An 18,203-nucleotide genomic window follows, 5' to 3' on the forward strand; every position below is an offset into this window, starting at 1 on the left:
ACTTTCTTAAGATATGCCGTCTATTTGACTTGTCCCATCGCGCCGACACGCAGCTGAACGGAAACGTTAAACTCCGCGCGGGAAATTTCTTCTTCCCATTCGTCCTGCACCGCTTTGAACCGCGAATACTCGAAAGCCCTGGCGTATAGGCCAAATCCGACGGGGTCGATTTTATGCTTTTGAATCTTTTTGAGCATTTTTTCGATTTGCAGCTTCATTTGTTCGCCCAGCTTGTCGCCGAGTTCTTTATGGTCTTGCATTAAATCGAATTCGAAAAGATTCTCGGTCAGGTTGACGATCGATTTCACGCGAATATCGAACCGGAACCGCCCGTTTTCGTAGGAAGTCTTGATCTTCGTCTTGTATGTCCCTACCGAGAAGCTAGCCCGGTCCATGGCGAAAGGCCCCCTCTTCTCCACTCCCGGCACGGCGTATGTCAAGCTGACGCCGGGATTGGCTACGCCTCTCAGCATCTGAAGCAGGACGCTTTCTTGATAGCCTAGCGATGCTTTATACCGGCCGTTTGAGGCCAGAAGGGCCGTCCCCGTCAGCAGCAGCTTTCCGTCTTTGATTTTCACCTCGGAGATGACCGGGGTGACCGCCCGGTCATTCACCTGCCGGTGAAAATCCTGGGCCGTTGTCTTCACCGTTATCGAGCGCATGCTCCCCGAATCAATCATCCCCCTCAAAAATACGGCAATCGGGGGCAGGTCCTTCGCTTGATAACGAATCGCCTCGGATACCGGGCCATCCACCGCCACCATCCGGCCTGTTATCGTATTGCGCGGATCCCGAAACGTAACATCCAATATTTTAACTCAGTCGTCATATTGAAGCATCTGTTTGCCGAGCAGCACCACCTGAAAGTTACGCCCTTGCACCGCCCCGGGAAACTGGGCGTCATGCCGGCTTCGGGTCTGCCGCAAGCTCTGGGCCGCGGCTCCCGCTTCCCGGCTTTTTTTCTGAATATCTCTGCTGAATACCGGCGCCGAAATATAGGAATGGAACTTATCGTCTTCGACGTCGAGGCCAAGGGCCAGCGGAACGGTCGCATCCTCCAAGCTGAGCTTGTCTCTGCAGCCCGCGAGCAGCATCATGCAAGCAATGCAGGCGGCCAGCACCTTTCCCGGAGCAGTCATATCGTCTTTCTCCTTTTTATCCGCGTATAGACAATCAAATAAGCAAGCAGGCATGCGGGCAGAACAAACTCGATCACAAAACCGACACCGTTCATATAGTTGTTCAAACGTTCGACCTCCATGAAGCTGGGTCTGTAAAAGACTACGCTGAGGAAAATGGCAACGCATAAAACGGCCAAATGGCGGCGTTCGTTCCCCTTGCCGAGCAGCCAAGCCGAACAATAGGACGCGATGTACATGGACGGAATCCATATGCAGGAAAATATAAACAGATAGAACGCGATGAACGGCACCTCGACCCGCTCCATGAATCGAAATTCGATCGTCTTCATGATCGTAATGACGGGATTGTTGAAATCGGTAATTTCGTCCGGGCTGTAATAAACGAAACAAATGAGCGTAATCGCCAAATAAGCGATGCAGCTAATCGTATTGGAAATAACGATGGCGGACGCGGCCTTCTGTTTCTTGACCAGATGCGGATAAAGAAAAAAAGCCAAAATAATCCCGAGCATCGGATATACCATCGTCTTTGCCGCCGACAGCACAGGGGCCACCCCCTCCTTAAAAACCGGCAGCAAGTTCAGCCAATGCGCATAACGGAGCGTGGTTATATAGATTAACGGAACCCATAACGAAAGCAAGGCGACGATTTCGCTGTACCGGCCGAGCACCTGCAGGCCATGCTGACCGATTTGAAAGGTCGGAATCAGCATGAGCAGCGTTAACAGGTACACGTACGTCGTAGGAAGCAGCCAAAGCTTGACGACAAGGCTTGAAATGATGTAGCCATCGTAGCCCAAAATCAAGAAGTAAACAAAAAAAACGGCGGCTGCCGCTTTGGCGGCCCAAACTCCCATATAACGCTTGATCAAATCCAAAATAGTTCCGTCCGGGTTGTACGTCATGACCCGGACGATTGCAAGCGACGCAACCGTCGCGCCCGCCCAGCCGATCGGGATGGCCAGCCAGCCGTCCGTTCCCGCTTGCTTGGCCAAATCCCGCGGCAAGGAAAGAAAGCCGACGCTAATTTGAAACGTAGATATGACGAGGATATATTGAAGCGTAGATATCGGCCTGACGGCATAGCTTTTCACGGCTTTCCTCCCTCCTTCCACTCCCGGCTTTTGCCCTGCCTTCTGGCCTGTTTGGATCGGTTGCTAACAGGGCGGCTGTTCATAAGCCACAACGGCACGCGCAGGAAAGTATCCTTCCAGTCCGCCGACCGGAAGGGCGCGATGGGGGTGCTATAAGGCATATCAAGCGAATTTAGCGAAATAAGCCGGCCGACAAGAGTCATCAATCCGATCACCAAACCGACGAACCCGAACCAGGTGGCCAGCATCATCATGAGGAAACGCATGAGGCGTACAGCCGCCACCATGTCCTGATTGGGCATAATAAACGAAGCGATGGCCGTAAAGGCGACGACGATCACCATCACGTTGCTGATTAAACCCGCCTGCACGACCGCCTGGCCGATGACGATACCCCCGACGATGGCGGACGTCTGCCCGATCGGGGCCGGCAGTCGGACGCCCGCTTCCCGCAGCATCTCCAGCGTGAGTTCCATAATAAGGGCCTCGACGAACGGCGGAAAGGGCACTTGACCGCGCGACTCCCCAAGCGTCATAAGCAGCCTCACCGGAATGATTTCAAAGTGAAAGGAAATGACCGCGATATAAATGCCGGGCAAGAAAACGGCGGCAAAAAAAGCGAACAGCCGCAGCAGTCTAAGAAACGTCGAAATCGACCAGCGGGTGCTGTAATCGTCCACCGTCTGGAAAAACGCCAGAAACGTTACCGGCGCGACCAGCACGGTGGGCGAGCCGTCTACGACAACGACGCACCGTCCCTGCAAAATTTGCGACGCCGCCGTATCCGGCCGTTCCGTCAAGATGAGCTGCGGCATCAGCGCAAACGGCGAATCCTCGATAAACTCGCCCAATTCGCCGGTATTGATAATCGCGTCGACGTCAATCGCTTGAATCCGTTGTTCCAGCTTTTGAAGGACGTCCGGATTGACCACGTCTTCCAGGTAAAGAATCGAAACCACCGTTTGGCCGCGCTTGCCGACGACATGCCGTTTCATTTTAAGTTCGATATTCGGAATGTAACGGCGGATCATCGCGATGTTCTGGGAGCCGGTTTCGACGAAGCCCTGATGGGCGCCTTTGAGCGAAGGCTCCTGCTGCGGGTCTTCGATTGCGCGCTGCGGCCAGCCTTTCGTATCGAGTAGGTAGGCTTCGCCGCGTCCCTCGATAAAAAGCACGCTGTCCCCAAGCATGATCGATTGCTTGATGTAGTTCCATTCCGTATGCGGCTTTACGTAACCGACGGTCGTAACGAAGTCGCCGTTCGGATTTCCCGCTTCAAGCTGCAGCGGGGCAAGCACGTGCTGATTCAGCGCCAAACGGTCCGTCAAGTCTTCTAAGTAAACGATCGCGGCCTGCTCGCCGGTTTGTTTGATGACAAGCCTGCGTATGATAAGATCGGGAGTATCCGTGAACATGCGCCCGATGGCGGTCAAACATTCCTCGAGGCTGCTCGTAATATTTCCCGCTTGACCGGCGGCCTCCGGTTGGTTCGGCATTGCTTTCTCCCCCTTTAGCCTTGTCTAAAAAGCAAGCCAGTGTGTTCCTATTCGGCCATATTTTTTCCAGCGTTTTCTTTTCGTATGCATCAAACAAATTCACCTCCCCAAACCCCTCCTGAGGAGAGGCCCCAAAGGGTTTGCACCCTCCGGACACCCCGAATCAGCGCGCCTGCAACGCGGCCGTCTTCCGCCTTCACCTCCCCAAACCCCTCCTGAGGAGGGGCCCCAAAGGGTTTGCACCCTCTGGACTCCCCGAATCAGCGCGCCTGCAACGCGGCCGTCTTCCGCCTTCACGGAGGGGCCCCAAAGGGTTTGCACCCTCTGGACTCCCCAAATCAGCGCGCCTGCAACGCGGCCGTCTTCCGCCTTCACCTCCCCAAACCCCTCCTGAGGAGGGGCCCCAAAGGGTTTGCACCCTCTGGACTCCCCAAATCAGCGCGCCTGCAACGCGGCCGTCTTCGACAATCACACGTGCGGTGCCCGCGTTGTCCTGCCGGACAAAGCTCCCTTTCCCGCTCCTTAAGCCACGTTATGCCTTGGGGTGCTGCCTTCTACTTTCTCTTCTGCATGTTCCGTTCGAGTTGCCCCCGCATTGTCCTGCGGACAAAGCTTAACGTCGAAACTAAAAAAAGCGAAGATCATCCGTCCGCATCATAGATGCCGGGCGACTAGATCTTCGCTTCGATAAAACGAGCGGACGACTCACTGTCCGCTAAACTATTTTGTTGTTCCGCCGTCCTCTTCCGTACGGTTGGGGAGACCTTCGACGTATTTGTCCGCCATGCTGATGAGCCGGTGGACGCGGTCGAATTCCTCTTGCGTGACGGCCGTGTTGCGCTCCTTGCCTCCGCCGTACGGATACAGCGTTCCGTCTTCGAAGGAGCTCCCCGGCACGAACGTTCCTTTATCCGAAATAAAGGAGCCGGTCGGCAAATAATATCTTTGCGGCAGCAAGTTGGCGCTCGTATTCAGCAGGTCCTGGCCAAAATGGATCTGCTCGTCCAGCGATACGCCAAGCAAATTGGCGACGGTCGGGAAGATGTCCGATTGAGCGCCGACCTGCTCCACCTTTTGCGCCGGCACGCCCGGTACGCTCATCATGAGCGGGATGTTCATCATGTCCGGCACCATGTATTCGCGGCCGTATATTTCCTTCATTAAAGCTTTCTCGTCGTTATCGAGCGAATAAACGGGCAGCCCCTGATGGTCTCCGTAGATGACAATAACGCTCTTATCCCACAAGCCGTCCGCCTTCAGCTCGCCGATCAACTGGCCAAGCGCGTAATCGGCGTAATTTTGCGACCGGATATAATCGCCGACCAGCGTCCCTTCGAAACGTTCCGGCAGCTTCATCTTATATTTGCGCTCCGGCAAATGAAACGGGTGATGCCCCGACATGGAGATGATTTGGGCGTAGAACGGGCCGACCTGCTGCATCTCCAGCAGCTCCTTCGCCGTTTTCTTGTACAGCACCTCGTCCGAAGGACCGAAGGCGACCATATCGTCGCTCCCAAAAAACCGGTCGTCGTAATACTCGTCCCAGCCAAGCGCCTTATACAGCTCCTTGCGGTTCCAGAACTTGACGTTGTTCGTATGGAACGTCGCCGTCTGATAGCCTTCCGCCGCCAGCCTTTTCGGCATGCTCGGCAGCTCCTTGTCCGCGTAAATTTGGGAAGCCGCTCCGTTCGGCGGCACGTAAAGCGACGTGTTGACGACGAATTCCGCGTCCGCCGTGTTGCCTTGCCCGACCTGCTGGTAGAAGTTCGGGAAGTATAAAGACTCGCCGGCCAGCTTATTCAAGTTCGGCGTAATTTCCTGACCGTCGACTTTAAGGCCGATCAGAAAGTTCTGGAACGCTTCAAGCTGAATGACGATGACGTTTTTACCTTTCGCGGCTCCCCAATATTTCGGCGTCTCCGGACGGGTTACACCTTTGACGGCGTCGATATTGCTTTGCGTAATCGTCGCCGGATCGACGGGAAGCGTCTTGGGCGAAGCAAACGCGACGTAGGCTTGATAATTGATCAGCCCCATGCCTTCCACCTGCTTGAATTCGTTCATGACGGCGCGGTTCGGATAGATGCAGAAGGCGCATACCGCAAGCATTGCCGCGAAGCCCGCCGCATAGCCGCTGATCCGCCCCCGCACGGCCAATCCGCGTCCCCACGCTCTTGCTTTTTTGCTGAACAACAGCGCGCAGGCAAGGACGATAATATCGACAAAGATCAGAATGTAATACGGGTCCATCAGCGAGAAGACGCTGCTGTTCACCTCGGACACCTGATTGACCTGCCGCAGCTCGTGGTAAGTGACGATTACGCCGAAATATTTGTAGTACATAATGACGGCGAAATACACGGCCGTAAATATAAAGTTAAAAAACAGATACGAGCCTAGCTTCTTTTTATAGAACAAGCTTTCGATCAAGCAATAAACAAGCCAGGTCGACGCCAGCCCGGTGCCGATCATCGTCCACAAGCTGCTGCCGTCCGGCCGGAAAACGACCGCCCATACAAGCGCCAGCTTCAAAGCCATAATGACCGTATTTATCATAAAAAGATTGTTTTTCAAAGATATCGGCTTCCTTGCTTCCATCGCGTACGTTCATCTCCATCCGATTCTTTCGTTCCCGGCAGTTATGTCCGCTTCGGAAGAACGGCGCTCCGCGGCGCGCTCCCCTCTTTATCAAGTCTAATACCTATGCAAACGGATGTAAATTAACTGAAAATTCGACTGCCGAAAATGGGTTCCCCGCGCTCGAATTTCCTTATGAAAACGCTTAGTTATCCCTTTACGAAACTCCATGAGGCAAGGTATAATGAGTACATAATCGATTTTGGAACGGAGTTTCACTTGGTGAAACAAGAACGAAGTGAAACGAAGTTCGCATTCATTCTTTTTATTTTGTCGTAAGGAGGCTTCTTAAAGTGGCTTACCAAGACCAATACTCCGCTCGCGCCAGCCTTGAGGTCGGAGGCAAATCGTACCGATACTATAGCCTGCCCGAGCTGGAGAAGCAAGGCATCAGCAGCGTATCGAAGCTGCCTTTCTCCATTAAGGTGCTGCTTGAAGGCGCCGTTCGCCAATTCGACGGCCGCGCCATTACGAAAGAGCATGTCAAGCAGCTGGCCGACTGGGCCGTAAATCGCGAAGACAAAGAAATTCCGTTCATTCCTTCCCGGATCGTTCTGCAGGACTTGACGGGCGTGCCGGTTGTCGTCGACTTGGCGGCCATGCGCGAAACCGTGAAGAAAGCCGGCGGCGACCCGAAAAAAATCAATCCGCTCGTGCCGGTTGACCTTGTCATCGACCACTCGGTCATGGTCGACGCATTCGGTTCGCCGGACGCGCTTGAAATTAACCAACGCATCGAGTTCGAACGGAACGCCGAACGTTACCGCTTCTTCCGCTGGGCGCAAACGGCGTTCGACAACTTCCGCGCCGTACCGCCGGATACCGGTATCGTTCACCAGGTGAACCTGGAATACCTCGCATCGGTAGCGGCTACGAAAGAAGTCGACGGCGAGACGTACGTATTCCCGGATTCCCTTGTCGGCACAGACTCCCACACGACGATGATCAACGGCCTTGGCATCGTGGGCTGGGGCGTCGGCGGCATCGAAGCGGAAGCGGGCATGCTGGGACAACCGCTGTATTTCGTTGCGCCGGAAGTCATCGGCTTCAAGCTAACCGGCAAACTGGCCGAAGGCGCTACGGCGACCGACCTTGCGCTGACCGTTACGCAAATGCTTCGCAAGAGAGGCGTCGTCGGCAAATTCGTCGAGTTCTTCGGATCGGGCCTGTCCAACATCAGCTTGCCTGACCGCGCGACGGTCGCCAACATGGCTCCGGAATACGGCGCCACGATCGGCTTCTTCCCGGTCGACGAGATCACGCTCGACTTCCTGCGCCAAACGGGACGCACCGAAGAGCAAATCAAGCTTGTCGAAGCATACTACAAAGCGCAAGGCATGTTCCGTACGGACGACACGCCGGACCCGACGTTTACGGACGTTCTGGAGCTGGACCTGTCGACGATCGTGCCAAGCCTTGCTGGACCTAAGCGCCCGCAAGACCGCATCGAGCTCACTTCGATGAAGCAAGCGTGGAACGACACGGTCCGCACGCCGGTGGAGAAAGGCGGATACGGCCTCTCCGACAGCAAAATCGAAGAAGTGGTCGAAGTTCGCCATCACAACGGCAAAGTGAGCAAGATGGGCACGGGCGCAGTCGTACTGGCCGCGATTACGAGCTGCACGAACACGTCCAACCCAAGCGTTATGGTAGCCGCCGGCCTCGTCGCCAAAAAAGCGGTCGCCCACGGCCTTGTAAAACCGGAATACGTGAAAAGCTCCTTGACGCCGGGCTCCCTGGTCGTAACGGAGTATCTGAAGAAAGCCGGCTTGATGGAGTCGCTGGAGGCGCTTGGTTTCCACGTTGCGGGCTACGGCTGCGCAACCTGCATCGGCAACTCCGGCCCGCTTCCGGAGGAAGTGAGCCAGGCGATTGCGGAGAACGACATGACGGTCGCCGCCGTATTGTCCGGCAACCGCAACTTCGAAGGCCGCATTCACGCGCAAATTAAAGCGAACTACCTGGCATCGCCGCCGCTTGTCGTCGCTTACGCGCTGGCCGGCACGGTCAACATCGACTTCGCAAGCGAACCGATCGGCTACGATCCGAACGGCGAACCGGTATACCTGAAGGACATCTGGCCTTCTTCGCAAGAAATCAACGAAGCGATCAGCGCTTCGCTGACGCCGGATATGTTCCGCGCGAAATACGAAAACGTCTATACGCAGAACGAACGCTGGAACGCGATTCCGGTGCCGCAGGGCGAGCTGTACGAATGGGATCCGGCTTCGACGTACATCGCGAACCCGCCGTTCTTCGACAAGCTGGCCGAAGGCATCCGCGACGTCGAAGACATCAAGAGCGCGAAGACGCTTCTTCTGCTCGGCGATTCGGTCACGACCGACCATATCTCCCCTGCGGGCAGCATCCGTCCGGACGCTCCTGCCGGCAAATATTTGATCGAGCACGGCGTAGAGCGCAAAGACTTCAACTCGTACGGCTCCCGCCGCGGTCATCATGAAGTTATGGTACGCGGTACGTTCGCGAATATTCGTATCCGCAACCAAGTGGCTCCGGGCACGGAGGGCGGCTTCTCCACCTACCTGCCTACGAACGAGGTTCTGTCCGTATACGAAACTTCGATGAAATACCAAGCGGACGGCACGAATCTGGTCGTTATCGGCGGCAAAGAGTACGGCACCGGCAGCTCCCGCGACTGGGCGGCCAAAGGTACGTTCCTGCTCGGCGTCAAAGCCGTGATCGCCGAAAGCTTCGAACGGATTCACCGCTCCAACCTGGTCGGCATGGGCGTTCTGCCGCTGCAATTCCAGGAAGGCCAAGGCTGGACGGCGCTTGGCATTACGGGCCGCGAAACGTTCGACATCGTCGGCCTCAGCAACGACGTGCAGCCGGGCGACAAAGTGACCGTTATCGCCACGCGCGAAGACGGCTCGACGTTCGAGTTCCATGTAATCGTGCGTCTCGACTCGCTGGTCGACGTCGACTACTACCGCAACGGCGGCATTCTGCAAACGGTATTGCGCCAAATGATTCAATAATCGTTTGGATAGCTCAGCCCTCAAGGCGGGCATTATCCCCTCCGGTTCTTTAACCGGAGGGGATTTATTTTATGCCGGAAGCTGCTTATTGCTGTTTGATTTTCAAATTGCCTTCGTTTTGAACGCTGGCTTTTACATGAACCTTCATCTGCATGTACGGGAGATAAGCTTCTCTCCAATCCGCAAGCTCCTCCCGGGACAGCTTGGTCCGAAAAAATTGCCCGATGCCCAGTATATCCGCCCGATGCTTCCGGATTACGGCCAAAAGTTTATCGTACCGCGCTTCAAGCACCTGCTTCAGCTCTTGCTCGATAAGGCTGACGGTCGGCGAGCCCTTTGTTTCCAGAATCGAAACTTTAATATGGACCGTGCTGTTCAAGATCGCCCGGTTTCCGTTCATCGCGCTTTTATGGGTCATTCGGTTGCTCAGCACCAGCACGGTGGCGTGATTCATCACTTCGATTTTCCCCTGCGCGCCCCTGCCGTTGAATATGTTCGCGAGCAGCGTTTCGTCGGGAGCGATGCGGCCGACCATCCGCCCGTTTCTGATGATGGCGGAGCCCGCTATTTCAACCGGAGTCGCGGTGCCGAGCTTAACGATCGGAACGAACACATCCCGGGTAAACGAATTGACGCTCCGGAACATCTCCCATACGCGGGTTCGCGCGATTTCCGGATTCCAGCCCGCATTCGTCTCGAAATAATCGTAAAGCAGCGTCTGGTTGCTGTTCATCTTTTTTTCGTATTCTTTAAAGAATCGGTCCAGCGGATCTTCGCAGATGGCGATCATCGTTTTGGGAGAAAGATCGCGCGAGCGCATAAAGCCGGAGATGCTGTCCTTCATTCCTTTCTCCGCATAGCTGCGATCGACCACGATAAGCTTTAGGTGCAGCAGGTCGACCTGGCTTTCCATATTCGTGCTGATGCGGTCGACCACTTCGCTCACGGTCGGGCCGGTCCCGCTCACAATCCGAATCGACAAGCTGTCTTTCGTAATTTCCGGAAGCTGAAGATAAACTTTATAACCGGCGTCCGCCTGTCCGATTCCCATCACAATCGGCAAAGAGCGGTGATTGATGTCCCGATTGTCCCAGCAGCCGCCAAGCAGCGGAAGAAGCAGCACAAGCGCAAGCATCGCCGGCAGCCGTTTTTGTACCGCAGCCCGTTTGCTCATGGCGATGCTTTACGCCCCCCGCCTTTCGTTAGTCCGATCGCCAAAGTGATTGCCGGGACGACCGTAAAGATGTATAGCCTTAAAAACGTATTCCACCAGAACAGCTTCTCGACGAATTTCCAATCGGGAATCAGTAAACAAACGATAAATACGACCAGGCTTAACGCCAGCAGAACATAAACCGGCTTCAGCCGCTTAAACGGCCGATTCATGAGCCGGACGGACTTCCATAACACGATGGCCAAAAACAGCATCACGAACGTAATCATGCTCAGCAGAAAAAACATCGTGACCCGATCGAACATCAGCCAATCGATGTCGACCGTGTCGATATTCATCATAAACGGAAACTGAAATTGGGAGGCGGTATTTTGCCCGAACGTCAGAATCGGTCCGTAGACCGCAATCAAGAACAAAGGGATTAGCACGACGCTGGCCCACAGCAGCTTTTTGCGGCTGTAGCTGACATAAGGCGTAATGAACCCCAGAAATAAAAAGCCGCCGGCAAATGCAAACAAGCTTATCGATCATCGACGCATAGCCGGCAATCGTTACCGGCTCCTGCATCAAATAGACCGTTTGCACGAACAGATCGGCGTCCTCTTCCGAACATGAAAGCAGCATATGCATCAGTTTCACCGAGGCACCTCCCGAAATTGTAATGGCATCAACAGTTTTGCCTTAGAAACGCCTCGTATACGCGCGCATCGGAACGCAACCGCAATCGGCTTGCGGAAAATATCATTCATTTATTCGTTGCGCAAATCCTTCCGTTGCAGTATGATATAACTTAACCATATCATATCCCCGTAACATTTTCTGACACGCCTATCTCATCAAGTTTCTACATGATTCGCCGTCATTATCGAACTTGCTTAGGCACCGTTCCGGATTCGACAATTGCATCCGATTCGACAACAAATTATCTGAATATTCCGCTTTTTAGTGAAGAAGCCTTGGTTCATTTCGCCGGTTTCGGGATATGCTAGCAAATAAATAATGGATAAGAAGGAGGAATACGTATGGATTACGTCCTTAACCAACATTTCGAGAACACGACTGTCGACTTTGACGGCAAGCATTATATCGGATGCTCTTTCCTGAACTGCACGATTATTATCTCTTCGCTGAACTTCAACTACGACCGGTGCACGTTCACCGATTCGCAGTTCAAGATCAGCCCGAAAATTTCCTGGCTGCAAAACGTGTATTCGCTGCTTCCTTCCGCAAAGCGGGGAAATACGATCCTGCATGCGTAAGGTCATTGGATTGAAAAACAAAGGACCGGTCTCCCAAGAGGCCGGTCCTTTGTTTTTCAATCTCTAAACCAAATATTAGTATGAATAGGGTAGAGTGCATAGACACCCTACCCTATTCTAAAACTAGCTAGCATTCACTATAGAATTAAGCTTGGCCTTCTCGCCTATAGGCGGGAGATTGTAAATTCGAAGGCGAGGTCTTGATCCGCCGGGATCAAATATTCGTCATGAACCGGGGCGCCCCAGCTGTCGTCGCCGCCGACGCCCATCTGCTTGCCGGCGATCGTCACGACGGTATAATGAACCGGCGGCAGCTCGTAGCGATGCTCCGCATTCTCCAGCTCGAAGGCGGTGTAAGGCGAGATATTCGCCTCGACCGGCTGCGCCGCCGGAGCGGTGATGCGGATGCCGCGGCCGCTGTCGTCGGCAATGCTGACGCGGCGGACGCCGGTGCGGTTGCCGGATTCTTGCGGCACGACGTAGCCGGACACGTTGTCGGCCGCATCGTTACGGAATACGCACAGGCGCGCGCCTTCGCGCCGGTCGATATAGTTTTCCTCCGGCCCCAGAGCGTACCATTCGAGATGACGGTAATCGGCCGGAAGCTTGAACGACAAAGCAAAGATCGGAAGCTTCGGCAATCCGGCCGCTCCTTGGTAACGGGCCGATACGCTCACGCTGCCGTCGCCGTACACCGTATAGGCGACCGTCGAGCTGATCGCGTCGCTAATGCTGTAACGGTACGTGTATGTCACCGTGACGGTGCTTTCGTCCTGCTTCAGCTCCCAGCCGGTGCATCTGCGCGTCAGGCTGGCCGCATACCAGGCGCCGGAATCGTAGCCGAGCCGGAAGCCTTTGTCGTTGTCCGTCGTCGCCCGCCAGAACAGCGTGGACGGCGCTTTCGCGATCATTTCGCGGCCTGCGTAATTGAGCGAAATCATCGTGCCCGCCTGCTTCGAGAACAGCACGCTGAACTCGCGGCCGTGCACGCCGATGTTCACGTCGCCTTCCACGACGCGGAACGAGCCTTCCGGAAGCGGCGCCTCTCCGCCTTCCACCAGGAACACATGCTGGCCGAACGCCTGCTCGAAGCCGGCTTCCGCCCATAACGCGTCTTCCTTCAGCACAAGCGAGACGTGGAGCGCGTATTCGCCGGGAACGCCGCTGACGTCCGGCAGATCCAGCTCGACGTAAGCTTCGCTTTGAGCGGCTACGTCGACGGAGACCGAACCTTCGTATACCTGTTCCCCTTCCCGGAACAGACGGTAAACGAGCGAATAAGCGTCCGTGCCTTCGAACAGATTCTCGTTAACGACTTTAACGCCTTTGCGGTCGGGAAGCAGCTTAATGTTCTGATACAGGAATTTCACTTCCTGCATCTTCGGCGATTCCTTGCGGTCCGCGTAAACGATGCCGTTCGTGCAGAAATTGTAGTCGGTCGAACGGTCGCCGAAATCGCCGCCGTAAGCGAGAAACTCCTCGCCGTAACGGTTTTTCTTCACAATTGCCTGGTCGATGTAATCCCAGATGAAGCCGCCCTGATACATCTCGTATTTGCGCTCCAGCTCCGTATATTTGTGCATGCCGCCAAGCGAGTTGGCCATCGCGTGCATATATTCGCAGCTGATGTAAGGCTTCTTCGGATCGGCGTTCAAATAAACTTCAATGTCGGCCGGCTTCGCGTACATGCGGCTTTCCATATCGCTTGCGGCATCGTATTCGCGGTTGTGGAATACGCCTTCGTAATGGACAAGCCGGCTCGGGTCCTTCCCGTGGAAATATTCGGTCACGTTCAGAATCACTTCGCCCGCATACGATTCGTTGCCGCAAGACCAGATCAGGATGGACGGATGGTTCTTGTCGCGCTCCACCATCGAAACGGCGCGGTCCAATACGATATCCCGCCACTCCGGCTTATTGCCCGGAATGTTCCACGACGGCTCGACCGCCCCCATCTTCTGCCACGAACCGTGCGTCTCGAGATTCATTTCGTCGATAACGTAGACGCCGTATTCGTCGCACAGCTCGTACCACAACGTCTGGTTCGGGTAATGGGACGTCCGCACCGCATTGATGTTGTTGCGCTTGAGCGTCTTGATGTCCCAAAGCATGTCTTCCTTCGTAACGGCCCGTCCTCTGCGGGCGTTGAACTCATGGCGGTTCACGCCCTTGAATACGATGCGCTTGCCGTTCAGCCGCATTACTTTATCGATCATTTCAAACTTGCGGAAGCCGACCTTTTGCGGCACAACCTCGACCAGCTTGCCCGATTCGTCGTAAACGCTGATGTATAACGTATAGAGATAAGGGTTTTCCGCGCTCCACGGCTTCACTTGCCCCGCGTTCGCGATGAGCGTGACGGCGCCGCCCGGCTCCGCGTTTTCCACCCACGATACGACCTGGCCCGCGGCGTCCTTCAGCTCCAGCGAGATGCGGGATGCCGAAGCGCCTTCCAGCTTCAGCTCGGCGCGAAGCGTCCCGACCGTGTAGTTGTCGCTCAGATCGGTCTTGACGAACAAGTCGCGCACATGGACCGAAGGAACCGTGTACAGATACACGTCGCGGAAAATGCCCGAGAACCGCCAGAAGTCCTGATCCTCCAGCCATCCTCCCGTGCTCCTTTGGTACACCTCGACCGCAAGCTTGTTATCTCCTTCCGTCAAATAAGGGGTCAGCTCGAAATCGGCCGGCGTAAAGCTGTCTTCGCTGTACCCGACGAATTGGCCGTTCAGCCACACATAAAAAGCCGACTCCACGCCTTGGAACGAAATATAAACGGGCTTGCCCTTCATATGGTCCGGCACGGCGAAAACCTTCACGTAACTGCCGACCGGATTGCGGTCCTCCGGAATGGCCGGAGGGCGAATATCGTTGTAGCCGTCCCACGGATACATCGTGTTGACGTATTGCGGCTTTCCGTAGCCTTGCAGCTGGATGTGTCCCGGCACTTCGATGTCGCCCCATCCGTCCGTAGCGTATTCGCTCCGGTAGAACTCGGCCGGACGCGCCGCCGGATTAACTGCGTAATGGAATTTCCAGATGCCGTTCAGGCTATGGCGCAGCGGCATCTCTCCCCTTGCTTCTGCTTCGGCGGCCGTTTCGTAATAACGGTGGTCCGAATAGGCCGGCAGCCGGTTAACGGCAAACACGCCCGGGTCGGTCAGCCAGGACAGGCTTGGCGTCTGTATCGCTTGCGATTGCACTTGCATTCCCCTCTCCCAAATGTCGAATGAACTTCTCATGCTGCAACTTCATCGAATGTTATCTCTATTTTACCGAACCTGTCATGCCCGCGACAAAGTGCTTTTGCATCAAGAAAAACACTAGGGCCGTCGGAAGGGTCGAAATGACGATCGCCGTCATAATGATCCCGTAGTCGGGCGAATAGCTGGATCCGAGATTGGAAATCAGCAGCGGCACCGTCATCTTCTCCGGCGACTGCAGGACGATGAGCGGCCACAAGTAATTGTTCCAGCTGGACATGAACGTAATGATCGCCGCAGCCGCGTAAGTCGTCTTCATCGTAGGCACGTACACGCGGAAGAACAGCCCGAGCTCCGTCAGGCCGTCGATCCGGCCCGCTTCCAGCAGCTCCTTCGGAAACATCTTCGTGCTTTGCCGGAAGAAGAAAATAAGGAACGCCGTCGTAAACGTCGGCAGCACGACCGACGTCAACGTATCGATGCCGATGAACGGCAGCGTGTCCGAAAAGCCGGCGAACATCTGGTACAGCGGAATCATAAGCGCCGCGAACGGAATCATCATCGACGCAAGCAGGACGTTGAACACGGCGTCCTTCGCTTTGCTGCGGTAAATTTCGAAGCCGTAGCCGGCGAGCGAAGCGATGAGCAGCGCAAGCACCGTCGTCGAAATCGACACTTTCGCCGAATTCAGCATCGCCGTGCCGATGTCGGCGGTATCGATCAGGTTTCGCAAATTGTCGAACAGATGGGAGCCCGGCAGCAGCCGGCCTCTCGTGACGTCAACCGATTCGTTCGTCGCGCTGACGATCATCCATAGAAACGGGAATATCGAGATGAACGCGGCGATTATGAGAAACAAGTAGGTCAAGAAACGTTTAGCCATTCTTATCACCTGCCGCTTTAAACTGGATAATCGACAGAACGATGATCATGATGACGATGGAATACGACACCGTTGCCGCATAGCCGAAGTCTGCCGAATATTTGAACGAAAGATTGTAAATATATTGCGAAATGGACAGCGTCGCGTTGCCCGGACCGCCCTTCGTAATGTTGACGATCTCGTCGAACAGCTGCAGCGTGCCGATCGTCGACGTAATCGACGTGAACAGGATGATCGGCTTCAGCAGCGGAATCGTAATCCCGAAAAATTGCCGCATCGGCGAAGCTCCGTCGATTCGGGCCGCCTCGTAGATGGAATTGTCGATATTCTGCAAGGAGGACAAGTAAAAAATCATATTATAGCCGGTCCAGCGCCATGTAATGGCCAAAATAATCGTTACCTTCGCCCAGAAGGGATCGGTAATCCATTGAATCGGCTCGGCGACCAGATGAAGCTTCATCAAGGCCATATTGACGAGCCCGTCCGCCGCGAACAAATATTTGAACACGACCGAATAAGCGACAAGCGACGTCACCGCCGGGAGGAAGATAGCCGTGCGGAAAAAGCCTTTGAATTTCAGCTTGCTGTCGTTCAGCAGCACCGAAATGAAAAGGCCGAGAATCAGCATGACGGGAACCTGAATGATCAGGTAAATAAACGTATTTTTAACCGCGGTCAGAAACGTCGCGTCGGTGAACAACCGCGTGTAATTGTCGAAGCCGGTAAATTTCATGTTAACGCCCGTGCCCGTCTTGAACGAGAGGAGCAGAGCTTGGATCATCGGGTAAAAATAAAACGCCGCAATCATAACGACTGCCAGCATAATGAACAGCCATCCGGTCAGATTGGCTTTTTTGCTCATGTTCATGCCAGGTTTCGCCGCTCTCACGTCAGCCCAACCCCTTTCCGCAAAATCTTTGAACCAGAGGGCGCCGCCCCTCTCGCTTCCTTAGCCAGCATCGGTAGAAGTGGAGGCGGCGGCGCCTAACGACTCAAAATAGAACAATCGATTTAAATTATTTGACTTGAGCTTCGGCCGTTTTTTGCGCGTCGCTCAGCACTTGGTCGATACTTTTGCCGTTCATGTAGTTCTGCATCTCGACTTTCAGAATGTCCTCGATTGCGTACGTATGCATGCCGTAGTTCACGTTCGGAATTTGTTCCGTCCATTTCGCGAAGTCGGATATCGTCGCCTGTCCGCCGAAGAACTCGTCGGCAGCCTTGTAGGCTTCGCCCGTCGAAGCGGCTTTCAGCGTGCCGATCGCGCCGATCTTCGTTACGAGATTTTGGTACAATTCCGCATCGGAACCAAACGTTTGAGCCAGGAAGTCCGCTGCTTCTTCCTTGCCGTCGACGTTCATGACGTACCACGAGCTTCCGCCGAGGTTCGTTGCGTGAACGGATTCGTTGGCCGACAATTTCGGGAACGGAACGACCGCCCATTTGCCGGATTGCGAAGCTTCCGCTTTGATCGAAGGCGTAATCCAGTTGCCCGTAGGCACGGACGCTACGTCTCCGTTGTTGAACGCGCCGACGAATTGGCTCCAGTCGGAAACCATCGTCACGATGTCGGCATCCATCAGCGCTTTGTACGTTTCGAACGCTTCTTTGAGAGCCGCGTTGCCTTCCAGGTTCGGCGTCGTGCCGTCTTCCTTCAGGTACCACGAGCCGGCCGATTGAATCATCATGCGGAGCTGACCCAGATCGTTCGGGTCAAGCGTCAGCAGGTTTTTGCCTGTCGCTTCTTTGATTTTTTTGCCGATTTCGATGTAGTCGTTCCAGGTGATATCTTGGAGATCCTCGACCTTATATCCGGCTTGCTCCAGGTAGTCGGTTCTGACGTAAAGGCCGACGACGCCGGTGTCGAACGGTACCCCGTATTGTTTGCCGTTCACGCTTGTCGGTCCGATCTTGTAATCCGCGAAATCGGACGCTTTGATCGAGCCGCTCATGTCGTAGAACGAATCCGGATAAGCTTGCAGGAAGCTTTGCGCCCGGTAGTCCTCGATCAGCACGATGTTCGGCAAGCCTTTCGTCGTGCCGGAGTTCAGACCGGTGTTCAGTTTTTGAATAATGTCCGCTTGCGCGTATTCCACGATATTGACGGTCACGTCGGGATTTTTGGCCGCGTAAGCTTCTTTGGCCATCTCCAGCGCCGCGATGTTGAAGTTCGGGTCCCATGCCCAAACAGTAATCTCTTTTTTGCCGCCTTCGCCTTCGGCAGCGCCCTCGTTGCCGCCTCCGCCGTTGCCGGAGCATGCGGTCAACAGAACAAAACTGGCTAGCAATACTGCGAGTAACTTTTTCAACGCTTTC

General features: G+C 54.9%; 13 protein-coding genes. 2 read left to right on the forward strand and 11 right to left on the reverse strand.

Annotated features, from left to right (window positions below; all coding sequences use genetic code 11):
- Positions 1-20 precede the first annotated feature (20 nt).
- The 5 genes from ACFSW5_RS08760 to ACFSW5_RS08780 form a co-directional block, all read right to left on the reverse strand.
- Entirely contained in the window at positions 21-809 is a 789-nt protein-coding gene (locus tag ACFSW5_RS08760; RefSeq protein WP_379271542.1) for a Ger(x)C family spore germination C-terminal domain-containing protein, read from the reverse strand.
- A gap of 9 nt (positions 810-818) precedes the next feature.
- Positions 819-1,139, reverse strand: a complete 321-nt coding sequence (locus ACFSW5_RS08765) for a hypothetical protein (RefSeq protein WP_379271544.1) — start codon at positions 1,137-1,139, stop codon at positions 819-821.
- A complete protein-coding gene (locus tag ACFSW5_RS08770; protein ID WP_379271546.1) occupies positions 1,136-2,236 on the reverse strand; it encodes a GerAB/ArcD/ProY family transporter in 1,101 nt (366 codons plus the stop codon). The genes ACFSW5_RS08765 and ACFSW5_RS08770 overlap by 4 nt, the downstream gene beginning before the upstream one ends.
- Entirely contained in the window at positions 2,233-3,732 is a 1,500-nt protein-coding gene (locus tag ACFSW5_RS08775; protein ID WP_379271548.1) for a spore germination protein, read from the reverse strand. The genes ACFSW5_RS08770 and ACFSW5_RS08775 overlap by 4 nt, the downstream gene beginning before the upstream one ends.
- Positions 3,733-4,452: 720 nt before the next feature.
- Positions 4,453-6,306 (reverse strand): LTA synthase family protein, encoded by a 1,854-nt coding sequence (locus ACFSW5_RS08780; RefSeq protein ID WP_379271550.1) that lies wholly within the window; start codon positions 6,304-6,306, stop codon positions 4,453-4,455.
- A 356-nt stretch (positions 6,307-6,662) separates the two neighbouring features.
- Here ACFSW5_RS08780 and acnA point away from each other — a divergent pair, with 356 nt between their 5' ends.
- Positions 6,663-9,368 carry an aconitate hydratase AcnA gene (acnA, locus tag ACFSW5_RS08785; RefSeq protein WP_379271552.1) on the forward strand — a complete coding sequence of 902 codons (2,706 nt, stop codon included), beginning with the start codon at positions 6,663-6,665 and terminating at the stop codon, positions 9,366-9,368.
- Positions 9,369-9,453: 85 nt separating this feature from the next.
- Here acnA and ACFSW5_RS08790 read toward each other — a convergent pair whose 3' ends face one another.
- Positions 9,454-10,542: a Ger(x)C family spore germination protein gene (locus ACFSW5_RS08790; protein ID WP_379271554.1), complete on the reverse strand. Its 1,089-nt coding sequence runs from the start codon at positions 10,540-10,542 to the stop codon at positions 9,454-9,456.
- Complete coding sequence (locus ACFSW5_RS08795; RefSeq protein WP_379271556.1) at positions 10,539-11,060, reverse strand: hypothetical protein; 522 nt, start codon at positions 11,058-11,060, stop codon at positions 10,539-10,541. Before ACFSW5_RS08795 ends, ACFSW5_RS08790 begins: the two co-directional genes overlap by 4 nt.
- 504 nt (positions 11,061-11,564) lie before the next feature.
- Between ACFSW5_RS08795 and ACFSW5_RS08800 the strand changes: the two genes are divergently transcribed.
- Positions 11,565-11,801, forward strand: a complete 237-nt coding sequence (locus ACFSW5_RS08800) for a hypothetical protein (RefSeq protein WP_379271558.1) — start codon at positions 11,565-11,567, stop codon at positions 11,799-11,801.
- A 164-nt stretch (positions 11,802-11,965) separates the two neighbouring features.
- On the opposite strand, the gene ACFSW5_RS08805 is transcribed toward ACFSW5_RS08800, so the two are convergent.
- The 4 genes from ACFSW5_RS08805 to ACFSW5_RS08820 all read right to left on the reverse strand — a co-directional run bounded on the left by ACFSW5_RS08805 (position 11,966) and on the right by ACFSW5_RS08820 (position 18,196).
- On the reverse strand, positions 11,966-15,010 hold the full coding sequence (locus tag ACFSW5_RS08805) for a glycoside hydrolase family 2 TIM barrel-domain containing protein (RefSeq protein WP_379271561.1): 3,045 nt from the start codon (positions 15,008-15,010) through the stop codon (positions 11,966-11,968).
- Positions 15,011-15,068: 58 nt separating this feature from the next.
- Complete coding sequence (locus ACFSW5_RS08810; protein ID WP_379271563.1) at positions 15,069-15,887, reverse strand: carbohydrate ABC transporter permease; 819 nt, start codon at positions 15,885-15,887, stop codon at positions 15,069-15,071.
- On the reverse strand, positions 15,880-16,755 hold the full coding sequence (locus ACFSW5_RS08815) for a carbohydrate ABC transporter permease (RefSeq protein WP_379271823.1): 876 nt from the start codon (positions 16,753-16,755) through the stop codon (positions 15,880-15,882). Before ACFSW5_RS08815 ends, ACFSW5_RS08810 begins: the two co-directional genes overlap by 8 nt.
- Positions 16,756-16,903: 148 nt before the next feature.
- Positions 16,904-18,196, reverse strand: a complete 1,293-nt coding sequence (locus tag ACFSW5_RS08820) for an ABC transporter substrate-binding protein (protein WP_379271565.1) — start codon at positions 18,194-18,196, stop codon at positions 16,904-16,906.
- Positions 18,197-18,203: the final 7 nt, after the last annotated feature.

It is taken from the genome of Paenibacillus thailandensis (assembly GCF_042685365.1).
GTDB lineage: Bacteria > Bacillota > Bacilli > Paenibacillales > Paenibacillaceae > Paenibacillus_AP > Paenibacillus_AP thailandensis.